The following is a 22,256-nucleotide window of genomic DNA, read 5'->3' as shown; positions in this document are numbered from 1 at the left end:
CAGGCTGGAGGCGCCGGCGTCGAGGACGCGGATCATCGCCCGGCCTCAGGTGACGACCGTCCAGTCGTCCAGGGTTTCGCCCGGGCGAGGCTCTTCTCCCGTGGTCGGACCGCACTGCATGATGTCGCCGTCGATCCGCCGACGGTCCGGATGCGGGTGCGCATGCCGGTCCGGCCAGACCCAATCCCGCACCTCCGGCAGGTCGTCGCCGGTGCGACGGACATACGCGTGATGGGCCGCCAAGGCATCCCGCAGCGCCTGCTCGGCATGCTCGGCGCATGCCCCGAGATGGGGGACCGTCTGCAGCGCGGCGAGCGCGAGGTGGAAGCGGTCGAGGCGGTTCAGCACGCACATGTCGAAGGGCGTCGTGGTCGTGCCCTCCTCGATGAAGCCGTGGACGTGGAAGTTGCCATGGTTCGTCCGCTTGTAGGTCAGCCGATGGATGAGCCACGGATAGCCGTGATAGGCGAACACCACGGGCCGATCGGAGGTGAACAGGCTGTCGAAGGTTGCGTCGTCGAGCCCGTGGGGGTGCGTCTCGGGCGCAGGCAGCGTCATCAGGTCGACGACGTTCACCACCCGGACCTTGAGCGCGGGGACATGTCGGCGCAGCCAATCCACCGCGGCGAGCGTCTCCTGGGTCGGCACGTCGCCCGCGCAGGCCATCACCACATCCGGCTCCCCCGCACCCTCGTTGGAGGCCCAGTCCCAGATGTCGACGCCGGCCGCGCAATGGCGAACGGCCTCGTCCAGACTCAACCACTGCAGGGCCGGCTGCTTGCCGGCCACGACGACGTTGATGCGGTCGTAGGTGCGCAGGCAATGATCCATGACGCAGAGCAGGGTGTTCGCGTCCGGCGGCAGGTAGATGCGGGCCGTGTCGCCCCGCTTGTTCGCCACGAAGTCGATGAAGCCGGGGTCCTGGTGGCTGAAGCCGTTGTGGTCCTGCCGCCAGACATGGGACGAGAGAAGGATGTTGAGGGACGGCACCGGCCGGCGCCAGGGCAGGTCGCGCGCGGATTTCAGCCACTTGGCGTGCTGGTTCACCATCGAATCGACCACGTGCGCGAAGGCCTCGTAAGTCGCGAACAGGCCGTGCCGCCCGGTCAGCACGTAGCCCTCCAGCCAGCCCTCGCAGAGGTGCTCGCTCAGCACCTCCATGACGCGGCCGTCGCGGGCGAGGTTCTCGTCGCCCGGCAGGATCGCCTCCTGCCAGGCGCGGCTCGTCACCGCGAAGACCGCGTCGAGGCGGTTCGAGGCGGTCTCGTCCGGCCCCATGATGCGGAAGTTGCGCGTCGGCGCGTTCAGGGTCAGCACCTCCCGAAGGTAGGTCCCGAGCGCGCGGGTGGCCTCGGCCCTGGTGCGGCCGGGCTCCGGCACCGCGACGGCCGCCACGCTCAGGTCGGGTAGGCGCAGGGGCGCGCTCTTGTGCGCGTTGGCGTGCGGATTGGCCGAGATGCGCCGCGCCCCCTTCGGCGGCAGCGCGGCGAGTTCGGGGACGAGGGCGCCGTCCTCCGCGAACAGCTCCTCCGGACGATAGGAGCGCATCCAGGCTTCCAGGATCGCCCGGTGCTCCGCATTCTCCCGGACGGCGGCGACCGGCACTTGGTGCGCGCGCCATGTGCCCTCGACGGGCTTGCCGTCCACGCAATGCGGCCCCGTCCAGCCCTTGGGGCTGCGCAGCACGATCATGGGCCAGCGGGGCCGCTCGACGGCGCCGCGTCCGGCGCGCGCCCGGATCTCCGCGATGGTGTCGAAGGCGGCATCGAGGGCCGTGGCCATGGCCTGGTGCATCGGGGCCGGGTCGTCGCCCTCGACGAAGACCGGCGCGTAGCCGTAGCCGACGAGAAGGCTGCGCAGCTCGTCCGCGGGCATGCGGGCGAGGACCGTCGGGCTGGCGATCTTGTAGCCGTTGAGGTGCAGGATCGGCAGGACCGTGCCGTCGGAGCGCGGGTCGAGGAACTTGTTCGCGTGCCAGGCGGCGGCGAGCGGCCCGGTCTCGGCCTCGCCGTCCCCGACGATGCAGGCGACGGTCAGGCCCGGGTTGTCGAGGGCTGCCCCGAACGCATGCGCCAGAGAGTAGCCGAGTTCGCCGCCCTCGTGGATCGAGCCCGGCAGCTCGGGCGAGGCGTGGCTCGGGATGCCGCCGGGGAACGAGAACTGCCGGAACAGGCGGCCCATCCCGACCGCGTCCCGGGCCACGTCCGGGTAGATTTCGCTGTAGGTGCCCTCCAGGTAGGCGTTGGCCACGAGACCCGGCGCACCGTGGCCCGGTCCCCAAACGGCGATCATGTCGAGGTCGCGCTGCCGGATGATCCGGTTCAGGTGCGCGTAGATGAAGTTGAGGCCGGGCGTCGTCCCCCAGTGGCCGAGGAGCCGCGGCTTGACGTGCTCCGCCTTGAGCGGCTCGCGCAGGAGCGGGTTGGCCATGAGGTAGATCTGCCCGACCGACAGGTAGTTGGCGGCGCGCCAGTAGGCGTCGATCGTCCCGAGGCCATCGGGTCCGAGCGGCCCGGGCACGAAGGCCAGGCCGTGTCCGTCGTCCCGGCCTTCGCCGTCGTGGCGCTCCTTCGAGCCGTGCCTCGCGTCCATGTCGGCCTCCCGGCGGATCCGTAACCCGGGGCGGACCCTGCCGGGGGCCGGGCCCGGCGGCGTTGAGGTGGATCAAGGCCCTCCCCGGGCAGGACGGCAAGATGGCCCCGTCAGCCAAGACGGGAGCGAACGATGACCCTGGTGCTTCGATCCACCCACATCCGGACGGTGCGCCGCGTATGGATGCCGCTCAGGCTCGAGCCGCGGAACGACGCGGGCCGGCGCATCGTGGCGGATGGCTACCACTACGGGCGCATCGGCAGTCTGCAGGCCCTGGCCCTGGCCATCGCGGCATCGGCGGTGACGACTGTGCTGCTCTGGCTGGTCCTCTGAACCGAGCGACGCGGGGAGACGGGTGATGGACGACAAGACCGTGCACCAGCATGTGCTCGACGAGCTGGAATACGCTCCGATGATCGACGCGGCGCAGATCGGCGTCACCGTCGAGAACGGCATCGTGACCCTGACGGGGCATGTCCGCAACTACGCCGAGAAGGGCATCGCCGAGCGCGTCGTGCTGCGGGTCCGCGGCGTGCGGGGCGTGGTGGAGCGGATCGAGGTCCGTTATCCGAACTGCCCCATCGTCGGCGACGAGGCCCTGGCCGAGCGCTGCGCCCGGGTGCTCGCATGGGACGTGCAGATCCCGGAGAACGCGGTCACGCTCAAGGTCGAGAAGGGCTGCGTCACGCTCGACGGCTGTGTCCCGTTCTATCACCAGAAGGCGGCCGTCGATCAGGCGCTGCGGCGCCTGGCCGGCGTCATCGACATCGTCAATCTCATCGCGGTGAAGCCGCTGGCGCAGGCCACCGAGGTGAAGTCCCGCATCCTCGCGGCCCTGAGACGGAGCGCGCGGGATCCGGATACGATCCGCGTGCACGTGGACGGCGACAAGGTCACCCTCGACGGGTGCGTCGATGTCTGGAGCGAGCGCCAGATCGCCGAGCGGGCCGCGTGGTCGGCGCCCGGCGTCCGCGCCGTCGAGGATCGCCTGACCCTCGCGTGAGGCCGGTCCGATGCTGGCCATGGTCCTGCGGGAGATCGGCGCGGCCCTCGTCCCGGAGGAGCGTCCGGACCCGGACCCCGGGCCGGGCGAGGTGCGCATCCGGGTCGAGGCCTGCGCGGTCTGCCGGACCGACATCCACGTCATCGACGGCGACCTGCCCCAGGCCGTCTATCCCATCGTGCCGGGACACGAGGTCGTCGGGCGCGTCGAGGCGGTCGGCGCGGGCGTGACGGCGCCGCGACCGGGCATGCGGGTCGGCGTGCCTTGGCTCGGGCATGCCTGCGGGCACTGCGCCTACTGCGAGACGGGGCGCGAGAACCTCTGCGACGCCCCCGGCTTCACCGGCTGCACCCGCGACGGCGGCTTCGCGAGCCATCTCCTGGCCGAGGCCGCCTTCACCATCCCGCTCGACGCGCGCCTGGACCCGGTCGCGACGGCGCCCCTCCTGTGCGCCGGGCTGATCGGCTGGCGCACGCTGCGGATGGCCGGCGATGCCGGAACGGTCGGTCTCTACGGGTTCGGGGCGGCCGCCCACATCGTCGCCCAGATCTGCCGCTGGCAGGGGCGGCGCGTGTTCGCGCTGACCCGGCCGGGCGACCGGGACGCCCAGGACTTCGCGCGCACGCTGGGGGCCGCGTGGGCCGGCGGGTCGGACGAGGCGCCGCCCGAGCCGATGGACGCGGCCCTGATCTTCGCCCCGGACGGGAACCTCGTCCCGCGGGCCCTCGGCACCCTGCGCAAGGGGGGCCGCGTGGTCTGCGGCGGCATCCACATGAGCGAAATCCCGGCCTTCCCCTACGACCGGCTCTGGGGCGAGCGCTCGGTGCATTCGGTGGCGAACCTCACGCGCGAGGACGCCCGCACCTTCTTCGCCGTCGTGCCGCGGGCCGGCCTCGTCACGCACACCCGCACCTACGCGCTGACCCGCGCCAACGAGGCCGTGGCGGATCACCGGTCCGGCGCCCTCCGGGGCGCGGCGGTCCTCGTGCCCTGATCCCACGTCCCGGGCGTGAGGCTTTCCGGGAGGGCCACCGGGTCGAGGCGGTTTCGGGCGATCGGCGGGCGCGATCTGGCCCGGCCGGGCGTCGGGGCCCCCGGCCGGAGCGCCGCCTCAGGCGCCCTGCCGCGGGAGCGTGTCGAGGGCCTGCCGGAGCAGGGCGTACTTTGCCAGCGTGACGCGCCACTCCCGGAACCAGTCGATCAGGCCGCCCCACGGATCGTTGAGCTGCCTCAGGCCCGCGACGAAGGCCACGACGGTCCCGAGATCCGTCTCGCCGTTCACTACGAGGTAGCCGCCCAGCCCCAGGGTCAGCGCCACCCCGGCGTGGTGCATCAGGTTCATGAGGAAGTTCATCGAGAACTTCAGCTTGAAGATGCCCATGTTGAGCCGGAACACCCGCTCGATGCGCGCGTCCTGAAGTCCCGTGGCCTCGTGTCGGTGCCGGCCGATGATGCCGCCGCTGATGCGGCGCAAGGCGCCCGTCCGCGCGACCACGCGGCGGTTGATCGCCTGCTGCATCAGCGGCACGAAGACCATCTGCGGTACGAACACCGCCAGCGCCAGGGCCGCCATCAGCGGGTTGAGGTACAGCATGTACCCGAACGTCCCCAGCACGATGCCGCCCTCCAGGACCGGTTCCGAGACGCTCACGCCGACGAAGGCGCCGACCGGCTCCGCCTCCGCCAGGACGAGGGAGACCTCCACGCCCTCGACCGCCGCACGGTCGCCCGGGGCGAGGGTGCCGAGGTCCTGCAGCAGCGTCCTGCGGAGCCGGCGGACCGCGCTCTCGCTGACGTAGCTGCGGTATATGTTGAGCGCGAGCTTGAGGGCCCCCATCGCCGTGGCCGCCGCGATGTACAGGGCCGCGAGCAGGAGGATGGTTCGGGCGCTCCCGCCGGGAAGGGCCGCGTTGACGACCCGCCGCTGCAGCTCGAGGGGCGCCAGATCCGCCACGAAGAGGGCCGTCGCCATCGCCACCAGGGCCAGCTGATGGGCGCCGCTCGCGCTCGCGATGAAGGCCGGGAGGGTCCGCGGCGTCGCCAGCCCATCGCGGGAGGGCCCGAAACCGGGCAGGCCTGAAGCCAGGATCGCGGAAGCGGACGGCATGAGACCTCCATCCGCAACCTCATGTCCCCATCCGGCGGGACCGGGCATTGCGATCGGTCAATCGTCCCGGACATCGCGCCCACCGCGCGGCGGGACACGCGCCCTCGCGGCTTGCGCCGGCCCCGGTGCGGTTGAGCTGGATCAAGGCCCCGGCCACCCGCACGGGCAACAGTCGCCGGGCCGGGCGGACGGGCCCGCGCCGGGAGGTGATCATGCGGATCTCCAACATCTTGGTCTCGGTCGACCGCGGGGCCACGGCCGTCGACCGCGTCCGGCTCGCCGCCGACATCGCCTGGCGCTTCGACACCACCCTGATCGGCGTCGCCGCGCGGCAGCTCGTCACCATGATCCCGGTCGAGAGCGCCGACGCGTCGCAGCGCATCTTCGAGATCGAGGAGACGCGGGCGAAGGAGGAGCTGGCCGAAGGGCGGGCGCTGTTCGAGCGCGAGGCCGGCGAGCGGGTCAGGACCGCGTGGCGGGAGGCGCTGGCCGAGCCCCTGGCCTTCCTGGTGGAACAGGCCCGCGCCGCCGGCCTCGTGGTGGTGAGCCGTCAGGGGCCGGCCGACGGCGATCCCGGGCCGATGGGTGTCGCCGCGGGCGGCCTGCTGATGGAGGCGGGGCGTCCCGTCCTCATCGTGCCGCCCGGCCTCCATCGGCTCTCGGCCAAGCGGATCGTCGTGGCCTGGAAGGACACCCGCGAGGCGCGCAGGGCCGTCCACGACGCCCTGCCGTTCCTGGTGCGGGCCGACCAAGTCCATGTCGCGGTCGCGGGTCCGGAGGCGCGCCGCGAAGGCGCCACGGACGTCGCCGCGTACCTGTCGGGGCACGGCATCCGCGTCGCCACGCACCTGCTGCACAAGCCCGAGATCAGCGTCGCGGACGAGATCCTCCGCTTCGCCCGGCGGGAGGAGGCGGATCTGATCGTCATGGGCGCCTACGGCCATTCCCGGCTGCGCGAGTGGGTCTTCGGGGGCGCGACCCGCGAGATGCTGGAGACCACCACCGTTTGCTGCCTGATGAGCCACTGATGCGCACGACCCGCCTCCTTCTCGCCGGCGTCCTGGCTGCCCTCCCGCCTCTGCCCGCCGTGCCGGCGACGGCCTGGAACCTGCAGATCCGGCAAGGCGAGACCCTCGCGCGGACCAACTGCGCCCGGTGCCACGCCATCGGGCGGGCCGGGGAAAGCCCGCTGCGGGCCGCGCCCCCCTTCCGCGATCTCCACACGCGCTACCCCGTCGAGGATCTCGGCGAGGCGCTCACCGAGGGGATCCGCACGGGCCACCCGACCATGCCCGAGTTCCGGTTCGATCCGGACCAGGCGCAAGACCTGATCGCCTACCTGAAATCGCTGGAACGCTGAGGGAGAGCCTCGATGTACCTCCGCTGCCTCCTCGTCCCGACCGGCCCGGGGATCGACGCGACGCGTCGGCTGGAGGCGGCCATGCGCCTCGGGCGGCGCCTGCACGCGCATATCGGCGTCGCCTTCATGGCGCCCGGCCCGGAGCACGTGCTGGCCGCCATGGCGAGCCTCGTGCCGATGGACGGCACGACCATCGAGGCCATCCAGCAGAGCGTCCGGGAATCGGCGGCCGAGGGCAAGGCGGCCTTCGAGGCGTGGTGCGGACGCGCGGGCGTGCCGGTGATCGCGAAGGCCGAGCGCCTGGACGCCACCTTCGCGACGTGGACCGAACTCTCCGGAGAGGTCGAGCCGCTCCTGACGCTGACCGGGCGGGTCAACGACCTCGTCATCGTCGACCGCCCGGATCCGGACGAGCCGTTCACGGGCCGCGCCCTCGACACTGCCCTGTTCGCCGTCGGCCGGCCGACCCTGGTCGTCGGCGAACACATCCCCCACGACCTGCTGGACCACGTCGTGATCGCCTGGAACGGCAGCCTGGAGGCGACGCGCCTGATCGGCCAGTCCATCACGCTGCTGCACGAGGCCGCGCGCGTCACGGTCGTCCACGCGCAGACCGAGCGCTTCGCGGAGGTGCGGGCAGCGGATCTGTGCGCCTATCTGCGCTGGCACGGCATCGTGGCGGAGGCCGTCAGTCTGCCGGTCGAGGACGGGACCCCGGTCGGCGCGGCGATCCTGGCGGAGGCGGGACGGCGCAACGCCTCCCTGCTGGCCATGGGCGCCTACACGCACAGCCGCGTGCGCGAGTTCCTGCTCGGCGGCGTCACCCGCCATGTCATCGAACACGCTGGCATTCCGGTGCTCATGGCCCACTGAGTGCGGGCCTGGGCAGGGGCCTCGGTTTCGGCCGGGCGCCCGGTCGCGATGCGGTTCCACCGCCGCAGCCGGGTCCGGGGGGCGCCGGTTGCGCCTCTGCGTCCGGATCCGGCCGGAGAGCGCAATTGTAGCCGGTATCGACGGCGCGCCAGAACAGGTCCCGGAACGCCGCCCCGTGGCGCGAGAGGATGGCGTCGATCAGGACCCGGGCCGCGGCGGCGTCCGCCGCGCTCCAGTCCCCCGGGCATGGGGCCGGCGGCGTCCCGGCCTCGTCGGCCCCTGCCGCGTCGACTTCTGGCGCGTCGGCTTCTGGCGCGGGGTCAGGCATTGGCGAGGCAGCGCTCGATCTCCTCGACCGGGTGCTTGGTCAGATCCTTGTCGACCTCCGCCACGACGACCCGCCGCAGGCGCTCGGGCAACGCGCGCCGCATCTCGGCGAGGGTCTTCGGCGGGGCGACGACGATCAGGGCCGTGACCGGATCGAAGGCGTCCAGCGCGTGGGCGACCGCTTTCGCGAAGCGTCGCTCGGCGAGATCATGCCAGTCCGTCTGCGCGATGGCGCTGCGCTGGTCTCCGAGCCTGACCCGCGGCGGCCTGTCGGTGCCCTGCGCGTGGGTCGGCGGGTTCGGGGGCGCCTCGAACGCGAGCTGGACCTGGAGGTCCGGCTTCGGGTGGACGCTCACGTTGCGGAGCACCAGGGCCTTGCGGCCGTCGCAGACGACGACGTAGCCGCCGTGCGGGATCATGCGGGTGCGTGTATCGGACATGCCGCCCATCCCTGCTCTCAGTGGCTCATCAGGCAGCAGACCGGGGCGCCGGCCAGCAGTTCGCGGGTGACGCCGCCGACGACCCACTCGCGCAGACGCCCGTGCCCGTAGGCGCCCGTGACGATCAGGTCCGCCCCATGCTCTGCCGCCGCCTCGACGAGCGCCAGGGACACCAACTCGCCCTGGGCATCGCGCCGGACGCGGATGGCGGAGACGTCATGGGCCTGAAGGAGGCGGAGGGTATCCTGCCCCTCGGAACTGGCTCCGTCGTCGACGGAGACGACGAGCACCTCCGAGGCGCGCTTCAGGAAGGGCAGCGCGTCCCAGACCGCCCGGCGCGCCTCGCGCGTGTTCTTCCAGCCGATCACCACGCGCTTCGCGTCGAGATGGTCCAGATCCGGCGGCACCACCAGCACCGGACGGCCGAGCTGCATGACCGCATCGGCCGGATCCACCGCGAACAGGGGGGGCCCGGGGACTCCGCGGCCGACCACCACGAGGTCGGCGGCCGCGGACTGTGCCGCCAGGAACGCCACCGGGACATCGAGGTTGGAGCGCCACTCGAGGCGGTTGCGGCCGCCGGCCGCCGCCGCGAAGGCCTCGTGGGCGACCCGGAGGTCGTTCAGGACGGTCTCGCCGGAATCGGCCAGCGCGTAGGCGCTCGCCGGCGTCGGGCCCACCGGCGGGACGACATAGGCCGGCTGCTCCGCGGCGACGCCGATCAGGCGGGCGTTGAAGTCGTCGGCGAGGCGGCCTGCCAGGCGCACGCGGTTTCGCGCGCCATCCGTCAGGTCCATGGCGACCATGATGCTCGCATAGGTCATGGAACGTCTCCGGCTCGAAGGACGGTGGCGGGACGGCGGCGGGATGACGGCGGGCCCGGCCGGCGCCTCCCGTCGGTTCGGGCCTCAGCCCAGCGTCGGTCAGCTCAGCGTCAGGTGGTCCTCGACGGCGCGCACGCCCGGCGCCGACCACGCCGCGTTCTCGGCGAGCCGGCGCTCGTGCCACGCGTTCACCTTGCCCTCCAGGACGACCTTCGCGTCCTTGACGGTGACCTTGATGGCGTCCGCCTCGAGTTCGGCGTTGCGCTTCAGCGCCGCCAGGATCTTCGCACGCACATCGGGCACGCTCGCCTTCGGCGCCACCTCGATGGTGTTGAGGATGCCGGCCACGCCCGCGAGGCGCTTGATCGACCGGTAGGCTTCTTCCTTCTGATACTGCCAGTCGACCCGGCCGGTCAGCGTCACCCAGCCGTTCTGAACTTTCACCTGCACCGCACCCTTCGGCACGGTCGCGGACCAGTCGAGCATCTGCACGGCGCGCTGGGCGAGGTCCTCGTCGCGCGGCGGCGTCTCGCCGCCGAAGCGGACCTTGATCTCCTCGACGACGCCGCGCACCCCGCGCACCTTCTGGGCCGCCTTCTCGGCGGCGACGCGCTCCGTGTAGCTGGCGACGTGGCCCGTGAGCGTGACGATGCCGTTCTCGACGGCGACGCCGATATGTGCGGCGTCGATGCTCGGATCGAAGTCCAACTCGTCGATGACGTTCTGGCGGATCAGCTTGTCGCCCATGTCGGTCTCCTCCGATGAGGTCCAGGCCGTGCCCGGTCGACGCCGACGCTAGGCCCGGCAGGCGGTCGGGCATTGATCCAGCGCAAAGGGGGCGCCCGCCGGCCTCCGATCCGGCATCGGGCAGGCCCGGGTGCCGCCGGCAACGGCGCAGCCGGCGGTCACGGTGGAGACCATCGCCCGGGCCTCGAACAACCGGTCGAACTGCGGCACGTCCGAGAAGGCGCGCGGAACGCGTGCGTTGCCCGAGATCAGGGCGAAGGGGATACCCTTCCGGCGCAGGGCGCAGGCCAGCGGGAAGCCGGAGCCGTGATTCAGGTCGATGCTGACCACCGCGAAGTCCGGAGGCGTCTCGTCCAGGCAGCGGGCCGCCTCCGCGCTGGTTCCGTAGGGTCCGCGCACCGCGCAGCCGGCCTCGGCGAGGACGTCCTCCAGCCACATGCCCGGCAGGGCCTGCGGCTCCGCCACCAGCACGACCGGCCTGCCCCCTGGTCCGCTCCTCATCGCCCGTCTCCCAGTGCCGTTGCGGTGCGGCCAGGATGGACCGGTCGGTCCGGTCCGCGTTGCGCCAGGTCAAGGGCGGCGTGACCGTACCGCACAGGGCCGTGCCGGGCTCATGCCGCGGAACGCGCCGCGGCCGGCTTCGCCGCGAACCGGATCGAGCGGGCCACCCTGAGGGCCGCCGCGAGGTCGTCCCGGTCGGTGCCGTAGCGGTGCCAGAGATTCTCCAGCCAGTCCGGAGGCCCGGCCTCGGCCTCCGGGATCTCGGAAAACGGCACATGGTACATGCCGTCGAGCGCCTCGATGCCGTAGCCGGTGACGGCCCATTGCCGGCCCTGCCAATGCACGGGGGCGGTGAGATCGTGGCTCATGGGGATGCCTCCTTATACCGTGGCCTCGGACAGTTGGGCGACCAGGCAGGTGTCGGCCCGCAGACGCCAGTCGACGATGCCGGCCGCTTCGCAGAACAGCGCCTGGGCCGCGCAGGCCGCGGTCACCTCCGACCGGGCGGGGACGATGACCTGGTGCTGCAGGATACGGTGGTCGTGGCCGCTATCGTCCGGCACGACCTTGTGGAAGGTCACGAGGTATTGGCGCATGGTGCGCCTCCTGTCCGAGAATCCCTTCAGCCTGGGGCCCACGGGGACCGGCGGCCTTGATCCAGCGCAAGGATGGGCGCCCGGTCAGGTTTCCGGGGCCGGCGGGAAGAGACTGTCTCGGCTGGGCTCGGTCCCGATGCCGGCCGCCGCCCGGGCGGCCCGGTGCGCCTGCGTCTTCCCGTGCAGCGGCCAGTACCGCTCCATCGCCAGGTAGGTGAACGAGGCCGACCACCCGATCAGGAGCAGGCCGTTGAGGGCCTCGACCCCGGCGAGCAGCCGCGTGTGCGAGCTCGGGAAATGGTCGCCGAACCCGAGGGACGTGTAGGCCACCACGGAGAAGTACAGGCAGTCCTCGAAGGTCTCGACCGGCGCGCCCGCGAAGGTGCCGATGCCGAGCCGGAGCACGAGCAGCCAGTAGGCGCCGGCGTAGATCCAGACGGCGACGGTGTGTCCGACGAAGGTCATCAGCACCACGGCCAGGATGCGGACCCGCGGCGGGACCGGCAGCTCGGACAGGTGCTCCGAGGTCAGCCGCAGCGTCTCGTAGAGGACCAGGATCGTGGACACGACGAGGGCGACGCTGGCCGTCATGGCGAGAAGCATGGCGCTGGACCGGACGACTGTTCCCCTCGACCCTGCCTGAGACACCGCGGACCTCATTGACCTGGCTCAAGCGGCCCCGCAGCCGCGCGGTGATCCAGATCAAAGCGCGTCCTTCCCGGATGGCCTCCTCTACAACCGGCGCCCCGCGACGGGCGCCCCGACAGGGGAGACGACCATGGCCGACGTGCATGTGGCCGAGGAACTCTGGTCCACCAGCATGCTGCCTGAGGGCATTCTGGAGCGGTGGTTCGTGGCGGACGGAGCGCGCGTGCGCGCCGGCGAGGCCGTGGCCGCCGTCCGCATCGGCGATGCCCTGCACGACATCGCCTCGCCGGCCGAGGGCTGCCTGACGGTCCTCGCCCCCGTGAACCAAGTGGTCGACCCCGGCTGCGTCATCGCCGAGGTCCACGCCTGACGCCGCGCCGCGGCGATGGTTTCCACACCGGCCGTGGCGCGGCGCCCGGCCGGTCCTATCGGAGGCAGATCATGTCCCGCGCGGACCCGGCCCCAACACAATCGCCGACGTGGCGGACGGACGAGATTCTGGTCAGCATCCTGCAGTACACGGCCGGCATCGCGCTGGTGCTGACGGCGTGGGTGCTGGCCTTCACCGACCATGCCCGTGCGGCGGGGTCCGCGCTGCTGCCGGGCTTGCTCATCATCATGCTCTACGGCGCCAACCAGATCCGCTTCCGGGCCGTGCTGGAACGGACGGTCCTGCTCGTCGGGGTTTGGACGCTGGTCGCGCCCTGGGCCCTCGGCTTCGCGGCGAATGACGGCGCGACCTGGGCGCATGTCGTTCTCGGGAGCCTGGCCGTCGCCTCCGCCACGGCCCTGCTGCGGATCGCGAGGCGGCCATGACGGTCTCGCGGCCCGCCGCCTGCGCGGCGCTCCTCGCCGGCCTTCTGGCGGTCGGAACCGGCGCCGCGGCGGCCGATCCCGACGAGGGTCACCGCCTCCGGGGATGGACCATCGCCACGCAGCTCTGCAGCCCGTGTCACGTCATCGGTCGGGTCCCGCAGGCCGGCGACGCCATGGGACCGTCCTTCGTCCGGATCGCCAACATGCCCTCGACGACCGGACTGGCGCTCAACGTCTTCCTGCAGAGCCACCACCAGCGCATGCCGAGCCTGCGGCTCGACCGCGACGAGATGGATGCGGTCATCGACTACATCCTCAGCCTCAAGGAGGCCGAGGCCATCCGGCCATGAGGCGCGGCACGCTTTCGGAGCCCGTCAGGGACGAGACGCGGATACGCCTGCAGACATGCCTGCCGCCCGTCAGGCCGCACGCGACGGCCTCGGAGCCGGGCAGGCCCCGCGCCGGACGGCCGTTGCTCTCCGGCGTCAGTGATGGGCTGGGCGTCGGCGATGCACCGGTTGCCCGGGTCGCGGCCTTCGGGGCGGCCGTCGCGTCTCCGCGCCGTCAGGATACCGGAACCGAGGCGCCGGAGGTATCGGCCTTCAGGTGCTCCCGGAACCACCGCGCCGCGTGCTGTGCCACCGTCTCGAGCGTCCCCGGCTCCTCGAAAAGGTGCGACGCACCGGGCACGACGACCAGGCGCTTGACGCAGGTCAGACGGGCCAGGGCCGCCTCGTTCAGGGCGAGGACCTCGGGGTCGCGGCTCCCCACGAGCAGCAGCGTCGGAGCCCGCACGCGGGCCAGGGTCGCGCCCGCCAGGTCGGGGCGGCCGCCGCGCGACACGATCGCGCCGACCTGATCCGGCTCGGCGGCGGCCGCAATCAGCGCGGCCGCAGCCCCGGTGCTCGCGCCGAAATAGCCCCGCGGGAGCCGCCGCAGATCCCGCTGGCCGGAGAGCCACGCGGCCACGGAGCGCAGCCGCCCGGCCAGGAATGGGATGTCGAAACGCAGCTGGCCGGTCCGGCGGTCGGCCGTCTCTTCGCTCGGGGTCAGAAGGTCCGCCAGCACCGTCGCGAAGCCCACCGCATTGAGCGCCTGCGCGACGCTGCGGTTGCGCGGGCTGAAGCGGCCGCTTCCGGAACCGTGCGCGAACAGGATGACGCCGCGGGGCGTGCGTGGAACGTGCAGGTCGGCCGCCAGGAACGCCGCGGCGGCCGGAATCCGGATCTGCTGCTCGCGCGGAGCGAGGATTTCGTCCATGGCCAGCTCCTCCGCTGGGGAGAGGATCGCGCCGGCGGCTCAGAGGCCGACCGGGAAGGTTTCCGGCACCTCGCCCGCATCCCACTCGGCCGTCCGCTCCAGGGGCGTCACCGCGCGTGTCTCGTCGAAGTGGAGGATCGCGTCGAACTGCTCCGGAAGGCAGGCTCGGGCATAATGGCTCTGCAGCTCCGTATCGGGCCGGTAGATGACGCCGATCGCCCGCTCGATCCGGTCGGTCCGGAGGATTTGCTCCGCCTCCCCGCCGAGGGTGAGGGGCAGCAGGAAGCGGCCTATGCCGAGGGCGTGGAACAAGGCCTCGTAGCTGTCGGGTCGCGCGGGACGCACGCGCTTGCGTTCGGCCGGCTGATCCCAGTCGGAGGCGGCCGTCACGGTCCCCGCGTAGGTGGTGAAGCCGACGCTCACGACGGCGCGGCCGTGGCGTTCCCGCAGCAGCTGCCCCAGGTTCAGTTCGCCCCGCTCGCCCATCGCAGTGGCGCGGGCGTCGCCGAGATGGGAGTTGTGCGCCCAGACGGCGATCTTCACCGGGCCGGGCCGGCGCTCCAGATGCGCCACCAGCCGCTCCAGGCTGTCGGCCATGTGGCGGTCCCGCAGGTTCCAGGAGGAGACCTCCGCCAGGAACATCGTGCGGTAATAGGCTTCGGCGCTCTTGACGACGCGTGCGTTCTGCTCGGCGTTGAAGAGTTCCTCGCCATCGGCGCTGCCGCTCCAGGACAGGGTATCGGCCGTGCGCCGCTGCAGCGCCAGGAGCTGGGCGACGGCCTGCTCCTGGCAGGATCCGATGCCCTTCAGCCCGGTCATGAAGCCGTAGGCCTGGCCGCTGTCGCCGAACCGGTCGAAGCAGGCGTAGCGCGTACGCGCCACCGCGGCGGCGGCCGGGTCGACGGCTTCCAGGCAGCGGAGCACCGCCTTCATCGAGGCGCGCAGGCTGTAGAGATCGATGCCGTACACGCCCACCCGCGCCTGCGCCGGCAGGCCCTGGTTGTGGATGCGCAGCCACTCGACGAACTCGACCATCTCGGTGTTGCGCCACATCCAGGTGGGGAAGCGGCGGAAGCCGGCGAGCGCCTCGACGGCGTCGAGGTCGTCGCTGTCGCCGCGGACGTAGCGGTTCACCCGCCAGGCATCCGGCCAGTCGGCCTCGATGGCCACGGCCCCGAAGCCCTTGTCGGTGATCAGCCGCCGGGTGATCTCCGCCCGTTCCCGGTAGAATTCGTGCGTCCCGTGGGAGGCCTCGCCGAGGAGCGCGAAGCGCGCGTCGCCGATCAGCGCCAGCAGCGGATCGTAGTCGTCGGGGCCGCCTTCCAGGGGGATCGCCGCCGCGCCCAGGCGGCGGAGGACCGTGGGGTCCGGCGCGTCGTCGGCGTGCGCCGCGTCGGGATCGGCCGCGCCCGCGGCCTGCGCGCGCCCGAGCAGCCGGCGCACCTCGTCGTCGCTCGTCTGCGTGAAATCCCGGTACGCGGCGCCCACCGCCCAGAACGGTTCGGGCAGGTCGGCGCAGACGACCGCATCCGCCTCGTGTTTCAGCCGCTCGACCGTCTCGCGGGAGGCGGTGGGCACGGCCACGACCACCTCCTTCGGCTGGCGCTGCCGGATCGCCCGGATGGCAGCCTGCATCGAGGCGCCGGTGGCCAGGCCATCGTCCACCAGGATGACGGTGCGCCCACGGACATCGGTGGGCGCGCGCCCGCCGCGATAGACGCGCTCGCGCCGCAGGAGCTCCTCTTGCTCCTGCGCGGTGACCGCGTCGATCAGGTAGGGGGGGACCTTCAGGGACGCGACGATGTCCTGGTTGAGAACCCGCACACCGCCGCTGGCGATGGCGCCCATGGCGAGTTCCTCGTAGCCCGGCACGCCGAGCTTGCGCACGATGAACACGTCGAGGGGCGCGTGCAGCGCGTCGGCCACCGCGGCCGCCACCGGAACGCCGCCGCGCGGCAGCGCCAGGATCACGACGTCGGAGCGCCCGGCGAAGGCGGCGAGTCCCTTGACGAGTTCCCGGCCCGCTTCGGCGCGGTCGCGAAAGATGCGCTCGGCCATCGCCACCCTCCCGCTGCGCGGATCCCGGAACAGGATCGTCGTTCGCCGGGGCGGGCGACCCGACGCGTCGGGCCCGCCCCGGGCTCGCGTTCGAAAGCCGGCTACGCGGCCTGAACGGCGATCGTCTTCTCGGCCTTCGCCTCCGCGGTCTTCGGCAGCGTCACCGTCAGCACGCCGTTCTTGAGGACCGCCTCGATCTTGCTCGCGTCGACGCCCGGCGGCATGCGGAAGGCCCGCTCGATGGCGCCGAACCGGCGCTCGGACAGGTAGAAGCCCTCGCCCTTGCGTTCTTGGTCTTGCCGCTTCTCCCCCTTGATCATCAGCATGCCGTCGGTGACTTTGACCTCGACATGCTTCTCATCGATCCCGGGAAGCTCGGCCGTGACTTCGTAGCAGGTCGGCTTGTTCTGTATGTCGGCCACGGGAGACAGTTGCCACAGCGCGCCGCCGGTGAACGGCGTGGTGGCCGCCCCGAGGAAATCGAAGGGCACGCGCTTCAGGCTGCGCGCCAGGTCGTCGATGAGATGATCGATGTCCCGGCGCACATTCTCGAACGGACGCCATTCGGCCGGTGCGGACGCGCGCTCCGACCCGTCGCTGCTGACCGACACTTTTGTACCAGACTCGGCCATGGGGAATGCCTCCTCTCAAAAAGTGGTCCGCATCGGTAGGGCCCGCACCCCGATGCGGCATTGATCCACCTCAAGATCAACCGCGCCCGAAGACACGGAAATAAACTATAATCAGAGTACGAATATTTGGAAAAACGACGACATCAACAAGACATCGAGACAGCCTCAGGCTGTCCACGCAGGATCTCCATCCGCACCGCAGGCGCGCGCGGGCGGCCGGGATCCAGCCGTCAGTCCCAGGGCGGCCTGCCCGCGCGCCTTCGTCAGCGATGATGCGCGGAGACGGCGCGCAGAACCTCGCCCGACAGCCCGGCGCCGACCTTGTGGGAGATGTCCCCGAGGCTCACCATGCCGATGAGCTTCTGGTCGGCGTCGATGACCGGAAGGCGGCGGACCCGCTTGTTCTCCATGATCTTGATCGCCAGAGCGAGATCGTCATCCGGAGCGCAGCAGGCGACCCGGGTGGTCATCACGTCGGTCGCGGTCATCGTCTGCGGGTCCTTGCCGTCCGCCAGGGCGCGGCACGCGATGTCCCGGTCGGTGACGATGCCGACCAAGTGGCCGTCCGACTTGACGGGCAGCGCGCCCACATCGGCATCCCGCATCTGCCGCGCAATCACGTCGACGCGCGTCTCGGCCGAGACGAAAGTCGCACCTTTGTGCATGACGTCACGGACTTTCATGAGCTTGGCCTCGTGCTGATGGTTTCGGATCCGCCCCGGAATCGCCTCCGCGCGGATTCTGTCGGAAACCCTCTTCCGGCTGGAATGACCGGCATTGATGCAGGTCAACGGAAGTTTCGTTCAGCTCAAGACTTCGTCCGAAGCTCTCGCCCGAAGCACAGGCGTTCCGCGGGCCCCGGCGACCGGTGCGCGAAGCCTTCCGCGGCTCAGTGCGCCATCAGGGTCGGCACCGTTATCCTGCGGAGGAGGTCGCGGCTCGCCCCGCCGAGGAAGACCTCGCGCAGGCGGGAATGGCCGTAGGCCCCCATCACGAGAAGGTCGACGCCGGCCTGGGCGACCTCCGCCAGCAGGGTTTCGCCGACGGTGGTGCCGCTGATGATCGCGCGGTAATCGGCGGCGATGCCGTGGCGACCCAGATGCTTCACCACGCGGGCGCCGCCCTCGCTGACGCCGGCCACCGCCTCCGTCTGCACCGTGAGGACGCGCACGCGCTCGGCGCGGCTCAGGAGCGGCAGCGCATCGGCCAGCGCCCGTGCGGCCGCGGCGCTGCCGTCCCAGGCCACCGTGACGGCCCCGAACCGCGCCGGCCGGCCCCACCGCGCCGGCACCACGAGGATCGGCCGGCCCGCTCCGAGGAGAAGGTCTTCGATATAGGCATCCGCCGGCTTGTCGCGGCCCGGATCGGCCCGCTCGACCACGATGAGATCGGCGAGGCGGGCCCGATCCAGCAGGCGGCTCCGGATGTCGCCCGCGCTCCCGCTCAGGGTTTCCATCTCCATCGGCACGTCGGCGGTTCTGGCGGCGTAGGACAGGTCGTCGGCGGCGTCGCGCACCACCGCGAGGGCGGCCTCACGGGCCGAGAGGGCGAAGCCATAGGGCAGCTCCGCCAGGGGGGCCTCGTCGCCGCCCTCCGGCTGGAGGTACAGGCATCCGGCCGCGGCCCCGACCTCCCGGGCCAGGGACAGCGCGTAGGGCCCGGCGGCCTCTCCGACCGCGTCCGCGACGATGAGCAGATCCTTGATCATGGCGCGCATCCTGTGAGGGCGAACCGGAGGACGATCCGCGTTCCGGTCCAGGCCGCCAGGGTGCGCCGATGGGCACGGCGAGCCTTGATTCATCGCAAAGAGGCCGGACGGCCGGCCTTTGATGTCCCTCAATGCCGCGCCCGGGCGTGAGGCGGATCCTGGCGGCTCACTCGGGCACGCGGAGGCGGGCGATGCGTGACGTCCTGGTCGTCTATTATTCGCGCTCGGGCACGACCGACGTGGTGGCCCGGGCGCTCGCGACCGCGCTCGGCGCCGACCTCGATCGGATCACGCCTGCGGTTTCCTATGCGGGGGCGGCGGGATTCGTGAGAGGCCTGTGGCATGCGCTCCGTCGGATCGGGCCGCCGATCCGGAAGCGCTTCGATCCGGCGCCGTTCAAGACGGTCGTCCTGTGCTCACCCGTCTGGGCCGGCCGGCTTCCCGGGCCGGTGCGGACCTACCTCCAGGAGGCCGGGGCGCCGCCGCACCTGCTCGGCGTCGCCGTCTCGGGCTCGGGGGGCGCGCAGGCCGCCTTCTTCCGGGATCTGGAGCAGATCAGCGGCTGCGCCGGCATGCCCACCCTCTCGTTGACCCAACGCCAGGTCCTGACCGGCGCGTATCGCCCGTCCCTGGACGCGTTTGCCCAGACGGCGCGTCGCGGCTTGAGCGACGCGGCCCCGGCCCGGCCCCGCGCGGACGGCAACGCGCCGGATCGGTCCGGTCCGGACGGCCTTCCGGGCGGCGGACTCATCGCCTGAAGGCGGGCAGCAGGGGAAGGAACGTGATCGCGATCTCGAGGGCGATCAGCAGGACGACCACGATCTCCAGGCGCAACGAACGGTTCGTGTGCATCAGGTCGGTGAGCGCGGTCGCCGTCGCGCCGATCACGGTGAGCTTGCGATTCAGCGTGGCCGTCCGCTCCCGCAGCTCGTACTCGTCCTCAAGGCGCGCGTAGAGGCGTTCCAGGCCGGGCTGATCCCACAGCACCTCGGGCTTCTCCTCGACCGCCACGCGCCCCGACACCCTGTGCTGGACGAGCAGCGTGCTGCCGACATGCTTCAGGACGGCCCGACGGCCGCCCGATGCGCGCCCCGTCTCGGCCAGGCGCCGCGCCAAGGGCTCGATCACGTCGAAGACAGCCGCGACCTCGATCTCGTTCTGCGCCAGCGCCGTGCTCTTGGCGAGGATGTCGGCGATGACGATCAGGCGCCCGGGCGTCAGCTGGCGGATGGCGATCCGGCCGCCGGGCACGACCTGATCGTCGTGATCCGGCCCGATCTCGATCGTGGCGGTCTCCTCTTCCGGCCGCGTCACGGGACCGCGGACGCGCGACAGCAGGCCTGCCGCCATCGCCTCCTCCTCGCTCGGGGACAGCCCGACCGTCACCACGACCCCGTAGCGGAAGACCACCGCGAAACCGCACCCGACCCGCAAGGCGAGCGGGTTGATCGCGAGCGTGTCGTTGCGTTCGAGACCCGCCGTATCGATGCGGTCGCCGAGGATCCGGGCGCGGGCGATCAGGCGTTGCGGTTCGACCGGCAGCGTGTCCTGGCTCAGCGGAACCCCCGACCGCGTCGATCCGATGCCCGGCCGCGAGAGGGACCCGGCGCCCGGTTTGATCCAACGCAAGGTGTCCCGTCGCCCCGCGCAATACGGTCCCGGGCACGGCGGCGACACGCGCGCCGGACCCGTTGAGGGAGCGGAGGATGCGCACCATCGACAATCAATCGCAGGACATCTTCCTGAACGGATTGAGTCTCCTGCTGGGCGTCGGCCTGATCGCGGCGCCCTGGTATTTCGGATTCGCGTCCGAGACCGCCGCGGCTTGGAACGCCTGGATCTTCGGCACCACGGTCGCGATCCTCGCCGTGCTGGCGCTGATGCAGACCTACGACTGGGAGGTCTACGCCATCGCGGCAGGGGGACTCTGGGTCTGCCTGGCCCCTTGGGCACTCGGCTTCCAGGAGGCCACGGTGGCGACGTGGGCGCATGTGAGCTTCGGCATCGCGCTGATCATCTCGGCGAGTTCCGAAGTCTGGCGCCTGCGCGAATCCCCGTCGGCCTACGAGGTCTGAGCCGGCGCCGCCCCCCTGGCCCGCACCCCCGCCGTGCCGCGGCCTGCCTCGTCCTCCGGGGGGCCGCCGTTCCGACCCTCGTCGGATCCGGCCCTGGAGGCGTGGCGCCCGCGCCGATGCGCTGGAGCCCCCGTCGGGGATCGACCGTGCGGGAGCGCGGGTCCGCCCTCGGTCCGTCGAGGGCCGTGAAGCCATCGTGGTCGTGACGCTCGTAACGCTGCCGTGGCCCCTCGGGGCGCATTCGAGGCGCGGCGCGCCGGCGTTCCCCCCGCTGCGCATCGGATCCATCAGGGCGTCCCGGAGCGGTGGGCGAAGAGCTGCGCCAGCGCGCAGGAGGCCAGCCGCACCTCCGGGCTGTCGGAGCGGCTCGTCAGGATGATCGGGACACGGGCGCCGAGCAGCAGACCGGCGGCGTCGGCGCCCGCGAGATGGATCAGCTGCTTGGCGAGCATGTTGCCCGACACGAGGTCCGGCACCACGAGGATGTCGGCCTCACCCGCGACCGGCGACACGAGGGCCTTCGCGGCGGCGGCGGCGCGGGAGATAGCGGTGTCGAAGGCCAGCGGCCCGTCGACGAGGCCGTCCGTGATCTGCCCGCGCCCGGCCATCTTGCACAGGGCCGCCGCGTCGAGGGTCGAGCCGAGCTTCGTGGAGACCGTCTCGACGGCCGAGAGGATCGCCACCTTGGGCTGCGCGATGCCGAGCGCGCGGGCGAGGTCGATGGCGTTCTGCACGATGTCGCGCTTCTCCTCCAGGCTCGGCGCGATGTTGACGGCGGCATCGGTCAGGAACAGCGGCTTGGGGTAGCTCGGCACGTCGAGGGCGTAGACGTGGCTCATGCGCCGCTCGGTCCGCAGGCCCGTCGCCCGGGCGATGGCGGCCGCCAGGATCTCGTCGGTGTGGAGCGCGCCCTTCATCAGCGCCGTCACCCGGCCGGCGCGGGCGAGGGAGACCGCCTTCTCCGCCGCGGCGTGGCTGTGGGGCGCGTCGACGATCTCGATGCCGTCGAGGACGAGGCCGGCTGCGCGCGCCGCGGCCTCGATCTTCGGCCGCGGCCCCACCAGAACCGGCACGATCAGCCCGGCCTCGCGCGCGGCGCGCGCGCCCTCGAGCGAGACCGCATCGCAGGGATGGACGACGGCCGTCAGCGCCGGGGCGAAGCGGCGCGCCGCCGCAATCATGGGTTTCCAATGCACGCCCCGCTCGTGCAGGTGGACCTCCGGCAGCAGGACGCGCGGCCGGCGCACCTTGTCGGCGGGGGCCAGCACCTCGGCCTCGCCGGTGATGACCGTCTCGCCCTGCGCATTCAGGCAGACGCAGTCGAGGCGGACCCGCTGATCGGCGGCCTCCTTGGCGCGCACGGTGACGCGCGCCGTCACCGTGTCGCCGATCCGGACCGGATGCAGGAACCGCAGGGACTGGCTGAGATAGACCGTGCCGGGCCCGGGCAGCTCGGTGCCGAGCACCGCCGAGATCAGCGACCCGCCCCAGAGCCCGTGCGCGATCACACCGTGGAACCGGTCCGTGGCGGCATAGTCCCGATCGAGATGGGCCGGATTCACGTCGCCGGAGGCCAGGGCGAACAGGCTGATGTCCTGCGCCTGCAGGGTGCGGGTCAGGCTGGCGGTGTCGCCCACCGCGATCTCGTCGAAGGTGCGGTTCTCGATGAAGCGGGGCGGTTCCATCGGG

27 protein-coding genes are annotated in these 22,256 nt (G+C 71.9%); 11 read left to right on the top strand and 16 right to left on the bottom strand.

All coding sequences use genetic code 11. The annotated features are described in order from the left end of the window. Positions 1-45: 45 nt before the first annotated feature. On the bottom strand, positions 46-2,592 hold the full coding sequence (locus A3862_RS11485; RefSeq protein ID WP_111473603.1) for a phosphoketolase family protein: 2,547 nt from the start codon (positions 2,590-2,592) through the stop codon (positions 46-48). Between the two features lie 132 nt (positions 2,593-2,724). Between A3862_RS11485 and A3862_RS11480 the strand changes: the two genes are divergently transcribed. The 3 genes from A3862_RS11480 to A3862_RS11470 are packed head-to-tail and all read left to right on the top strand — an operon-like array spanning position 2,725 to position 4,589. Next, complete coding sequence (locus tag A3862_RS11480; protein ID WP_043352670.1) at positions 2,725-2,925, top strand: hypothetical protein; 201 nt, start codon at positions 2,725-2,727, stop codon at positions 2,923-2,925. Between the two features lie 25 nt (positions 2,926-2,950). Further along, positions 2,951-3,595 carry a BON domain-containing protein gene (locus A3862_RS11475; protein ID WP_111473602.1) on the top strand — a complete coding sequence of 215 codons (645 nt, stop codon included), beginning with the start codon at positions 2,951-2,953 and terminating at the stop codon, positions 3,593-3,595. 10 nt (positions 3,596-3,605) lie between these two features. Continuing rightward, positions 3,606-4,589, top strand: a complete 984-nt coding sequence (locus tag A3862_RS11470) for a zinc-dependent alcohol dehydrogenase family protein (RefSeq protein ID WP_111473601.1) — start codon at positions 3,606-3,608, stop codon at positions 4,587-4,589. 117 nt (positions 4,590-4,706) lie between these two features. Here the strand turns inward: A3862_RS11470 and A3862_RS11465 are convergent, their stop codons facing one another. Continuing rightward, entirely contained in the window at positions 4,707-5,702 is a 996-nt protein-coding gene (locus A3862_RS11465; protein WP_043352660.1) for an ABC transporter ATP-binding protein, read from the bottom strand. 212 nt (positions 5,703-5,914) lie between these two features. Here A3862_RS11465 and A3862_RS11460 point away from each other — a divergent pair, with 212 nt between their 5' ends. From A3862_RS11460 to A3862_RS11450, 3 genes are read left to right on the top strand one after another with little or no spacing between them, the layout of a single operon-like run. Further along, positions 5,915-6,730, top strand: coding sequence for a universal stress protein (locus A3862_RS11460; RefSeq protein ID WP_043387218.1), 816 nt, complete (start codon positions 5,915-5,917; stop codon positions 6,728-6,730). Continuing rightward, entirely contained in the window at positions 6,730-7,062 is a 333-nt protein-coding gene (locus A3862_RS11455; protein ID WP_043759294.1) for a c-type cytochrome, read from the top strand. The genes A3862_RS11460 and A3862_RS11455 overlap by 1 nt, the downstream gene beginning before the upstream one ends. Positions 7,063-7,074: 12 nt before the next feature. Next, entirely contained in the window at positions 7,075-7,935 is an 861-nt protein-coding gene (locus tag A3862_RS11450; RefSeq protein WP_043759296.1) for a universal stress protein, read from the top strand. A 320-nt stretch (positions 7,936-8,255) separates the two neighbouring features. Here the strand turns inward: A3862_RS11450 and A3862_RS11445 are convergent, their stop codons facing one another. From A3862_RS11445 to A3862_RS11415, 7 genes are all read right to left on the bottom strand, one after another. Further along, the gene (locus A3862_RS11445) at positions 8,256-8,702 is read right to left on the bottom strand and encodes a host attachment protein (protein ID WP_043352661.1); all 447 of its coding nucleotides are present in this window, start codon (positions 8,700-8,702) and stop codon (positions 8,256-8,258) included. A 17-nt stretch (positions 8,703-8,719) separates the two neighbouring features. Then, a complete protein-coding gene (locus A3862_RS11440; protein ID WP_043352654.1) occupies positions 8,720-9,526 on the bottom strand; it encodes a universal stress protein in 807 nt (268 codons plus the stop codon). Between the two features lie 99 nt (positions 9,527-9,625). Further along, entirely contained in the window at positions 9,626-10,273 is a 648-nt protein-coding gene (locus A3862_RS11435; RefSeq protein WP_043759307.1) for a BON domain-containing protein, read from the bottom strand. Between the two features lie 48 nt (positions 10,274-10,321). Beyond that, positions 10,322-10,774 (bottom strand): response regulator, encoded by a 453-nt coding sequence (locus tag A3862_RS11430; RefSeq protein WP_043759308.1) that lies wholly within the window; start codon positions 10,772-10,774, stop codon positions 10,322-10,324. Positions 10,775-10,884: 110 nt separating this feature from the next. After that, positions 10,885-11,142 carry a hypothetical protein gene (locus A3862_RS11425; protein ID WP_043759309.1) on the bottom strand — a complete coding sequence of 86 codons (258 nt, stop codon included), beginning with the start codon at positions 11,140-11,142 and terminating at the stop codon, positions 10,885-10,887. A 12-nt stretch (positions 11,143-11,154) separates the two neighbouring features. Continuing rightward, entirely contained in the window at positions 11,155-11,370 is a 216-nt protein-coding gene (locus A3862_RS11420; RefSeq protein WP_043387181.1) for a hypothetical protein, read from the bottom strand. A gap of 84 nt (positions 11,371-11,454) precedes the next feature. Beyond that, on the bottom strand, positions 11,455-11,973 hold the full coding sequence (locus A3862_RS11415) for a potassium channel family protein (RefSeq protein WP_043759311.1): 519 nt from the start codon (positions 11,971-11,973) through the stop codon (positions 11,455-11,457). Between the two features lie 175 nt (positions 11,974-12,148). Between A3862_RS11415 and A3862_RS11410 the strand changes: the two genes are divergently transcribed. From A3862_RS11410 to A3862_RS11400, 3 genes are all read left to right on the top strand, one after another. Next, positions 12,149-12,388: a biotin/lipoyl-containing protein gene (locus A3862_RS11410; RefSeq protein ID WP_043352632.1), complete on the top strand. Its 240-nt coding sequence runs from the start codon at positions 12,149-12,151 to the stop codon at positions 12,386-12,388. 71 nt (positions 12,389-12,459) lie between these two features. Next, the gene (locus A3862_RS11405; RefSeq protein WP_043387180.1) at positions 12,460-12,834 is read left to right on the top strand and encodes an SPW repeat protein; all 375 of its coding nucleotides are present in this window, start codon (positions 12,460-12,462) and stop codon (positions 12,832-12,834) included. Continuing rightward, positions 12,831-13,184 (top strand): c-type cytochrome, encoded by a 354-nt coding sequence (locus A3862_RS11400; protein ID WP_043352630.1) that lies wholly within the window; start codon positions 12,831-12,833, stop codon positions 13,182-13,184. Before A3862_RS11405 ends, A3862_RS11400 begins: the two co-directional genes overlap by 4 nt. Positions 13,185-13,398: 214 nt before the next feature. Here the strand turns inward: A3862_RS11400 and A3862_RS11395 are convergent, their stop codons facing one another. The 5 genes from A3862_RS11395 to A3862_RS11375 all read right to left on the bottom strand — a co-directional run bounded on the left by A3862_RS11395 (position 13,399) and on the right by A3862_RS11375 (position 18,492). Continuing rightward, on the bottom strand, positions 13,399-14,094 hold the full coding sequence (locus A3862_RS11395; RefSeq protein ID WP_043387178.1) for a dienelactone hydrolase family protein: 696 nt from the start codon (positions 14,092-14,094) through the stop codon (positions 13,399-13,401). Positions 14,095-14,133: 39 nt separating this feature from the next. Further along, entirely contained in the window at positions 14,134-16,152 is a 2,019-nt protein-coding gene (locus A3862_RS11390; protein ID WP_043759314.1) for an erythromycin esterase family protein, read from the bottom strand. Positions 16,153-16,253: 101 nt separating this feature from the next. Continuing rightward, positions 16,254-16,784 carry an Hsp20/alpha crystallin family protein gene (locus A3862_RS11385; RefSeq protein WP_043759316.1) on the bottom strand — a complete coding sequence of 177 codons (531 nt, stop codon included), beginning with the start codon at positions 16,782-16,784 and terminating at the stop codon, positions 16,254-16,256. A 263-nt stretch (positions 16,785-17,047) separates the two neighbouring features. Continuing rightward, the gene (locus tag A3862_RS11380) at positions 17,048-17,467 is read right to left on the bottom strand and encodes a CBS domain-containing protein (RefSeq protein ID WP_043761449.1); all 420 of its coding nucleotides are present in this window, start codon (positions 17,465-17,467) and stop codon (positions 17,048-17,050) included. A gap of 206 nt (positions 17,468-17,673) precedes the next feature. Further along, complete coding sequence (locus A3862_RS11375) at positions 17,674-18,492, bottom strand: universal stress protein (protein ID WP_043386946.1); 819 nt, start codon at positions 18,490-18,492, stop codon at positions 17,674-17,676. 191 nt (positions 18,493-18,683) lie between these two features. On the opposite strand from A3862_RS11375, the gene A3862_RS11370 reads away from it, so the two are divergent. Next, positions 18,684-19,250 (top strand): flavodoxin family protein, encoded by a 567-nt coding sequence (locus A3862_RS11370; RefSeq protein ID WP_075380915.1) that lies wholly within the window; start codon positions 18,684-18,686, stop codon positions 19,248-19,250. Here the strand turns inward: A3862_RS11370 and A3862_RS11365 are convergent. Then, the gene (locus A3862_RS11365) at positions 19,240-20,121 is read right to left on the bottom strand and encodes an RMD1 family protein (protein WP_403091468.1); all 882 of its coding nucleotides are present in this window, start codon (positions 20,119-20,121) and stop codon (positions 19,240-19,242) included. The two genes, A3862_RS11370 and A3862_RS11365, sit on opposite strands and share 11 nt — an antisense overlap. 77 nt (positions 20,122-20,198) lie before the next feature. Here A3862_RS11365 and A3862_RS11360 point away from each other — a divergent pair, with 77 nt between their 5' ends. Next, complete coding sequence (locus A3862_RS11360) at positions 20,199-20,567, top strand: SPW repeat protein (RefSeq protein ID WP_043759318.1); 369 nt, start codon at positions 20,199-20,201, stop codon at positions 20,565-20,567. A 287-nt stretch (positions 20,568-20,854) separates the two neighbouring features. On the opposite strand, the gene A3862_RS11355 is transcribed toward A3862_RS11360, so the two are convergent. After that, entirely contained in the window at positions 20,855-22,252 is a 1,398-nt protein-coding gene (locus tag A3862_RS11355; RefSeq protein ID WP_043759320.1) for a bifunctional enoyl-CoA hydratase/phosphate acetyltransferase, read from the bottom strand. Positions 22,253-22,256: the final 4 nt, after the last annotated feature.

The sequence above is a fragment of the Methylobacterium sp. XJLW genome (assembly GCF_003254375.1).
GTDB lineage: Bacteria > Pseudomonadota > Alphaproteobacteria > Rhizobiales > Beijerinckiaceae > Methylobacterium > Methylobacterium fujisawaense.
The sequence above is the reverse complement of the archived record's forward strand: the minus strand, read 5'-3'. Positions and strand labels throughout refer to the sequence as shown.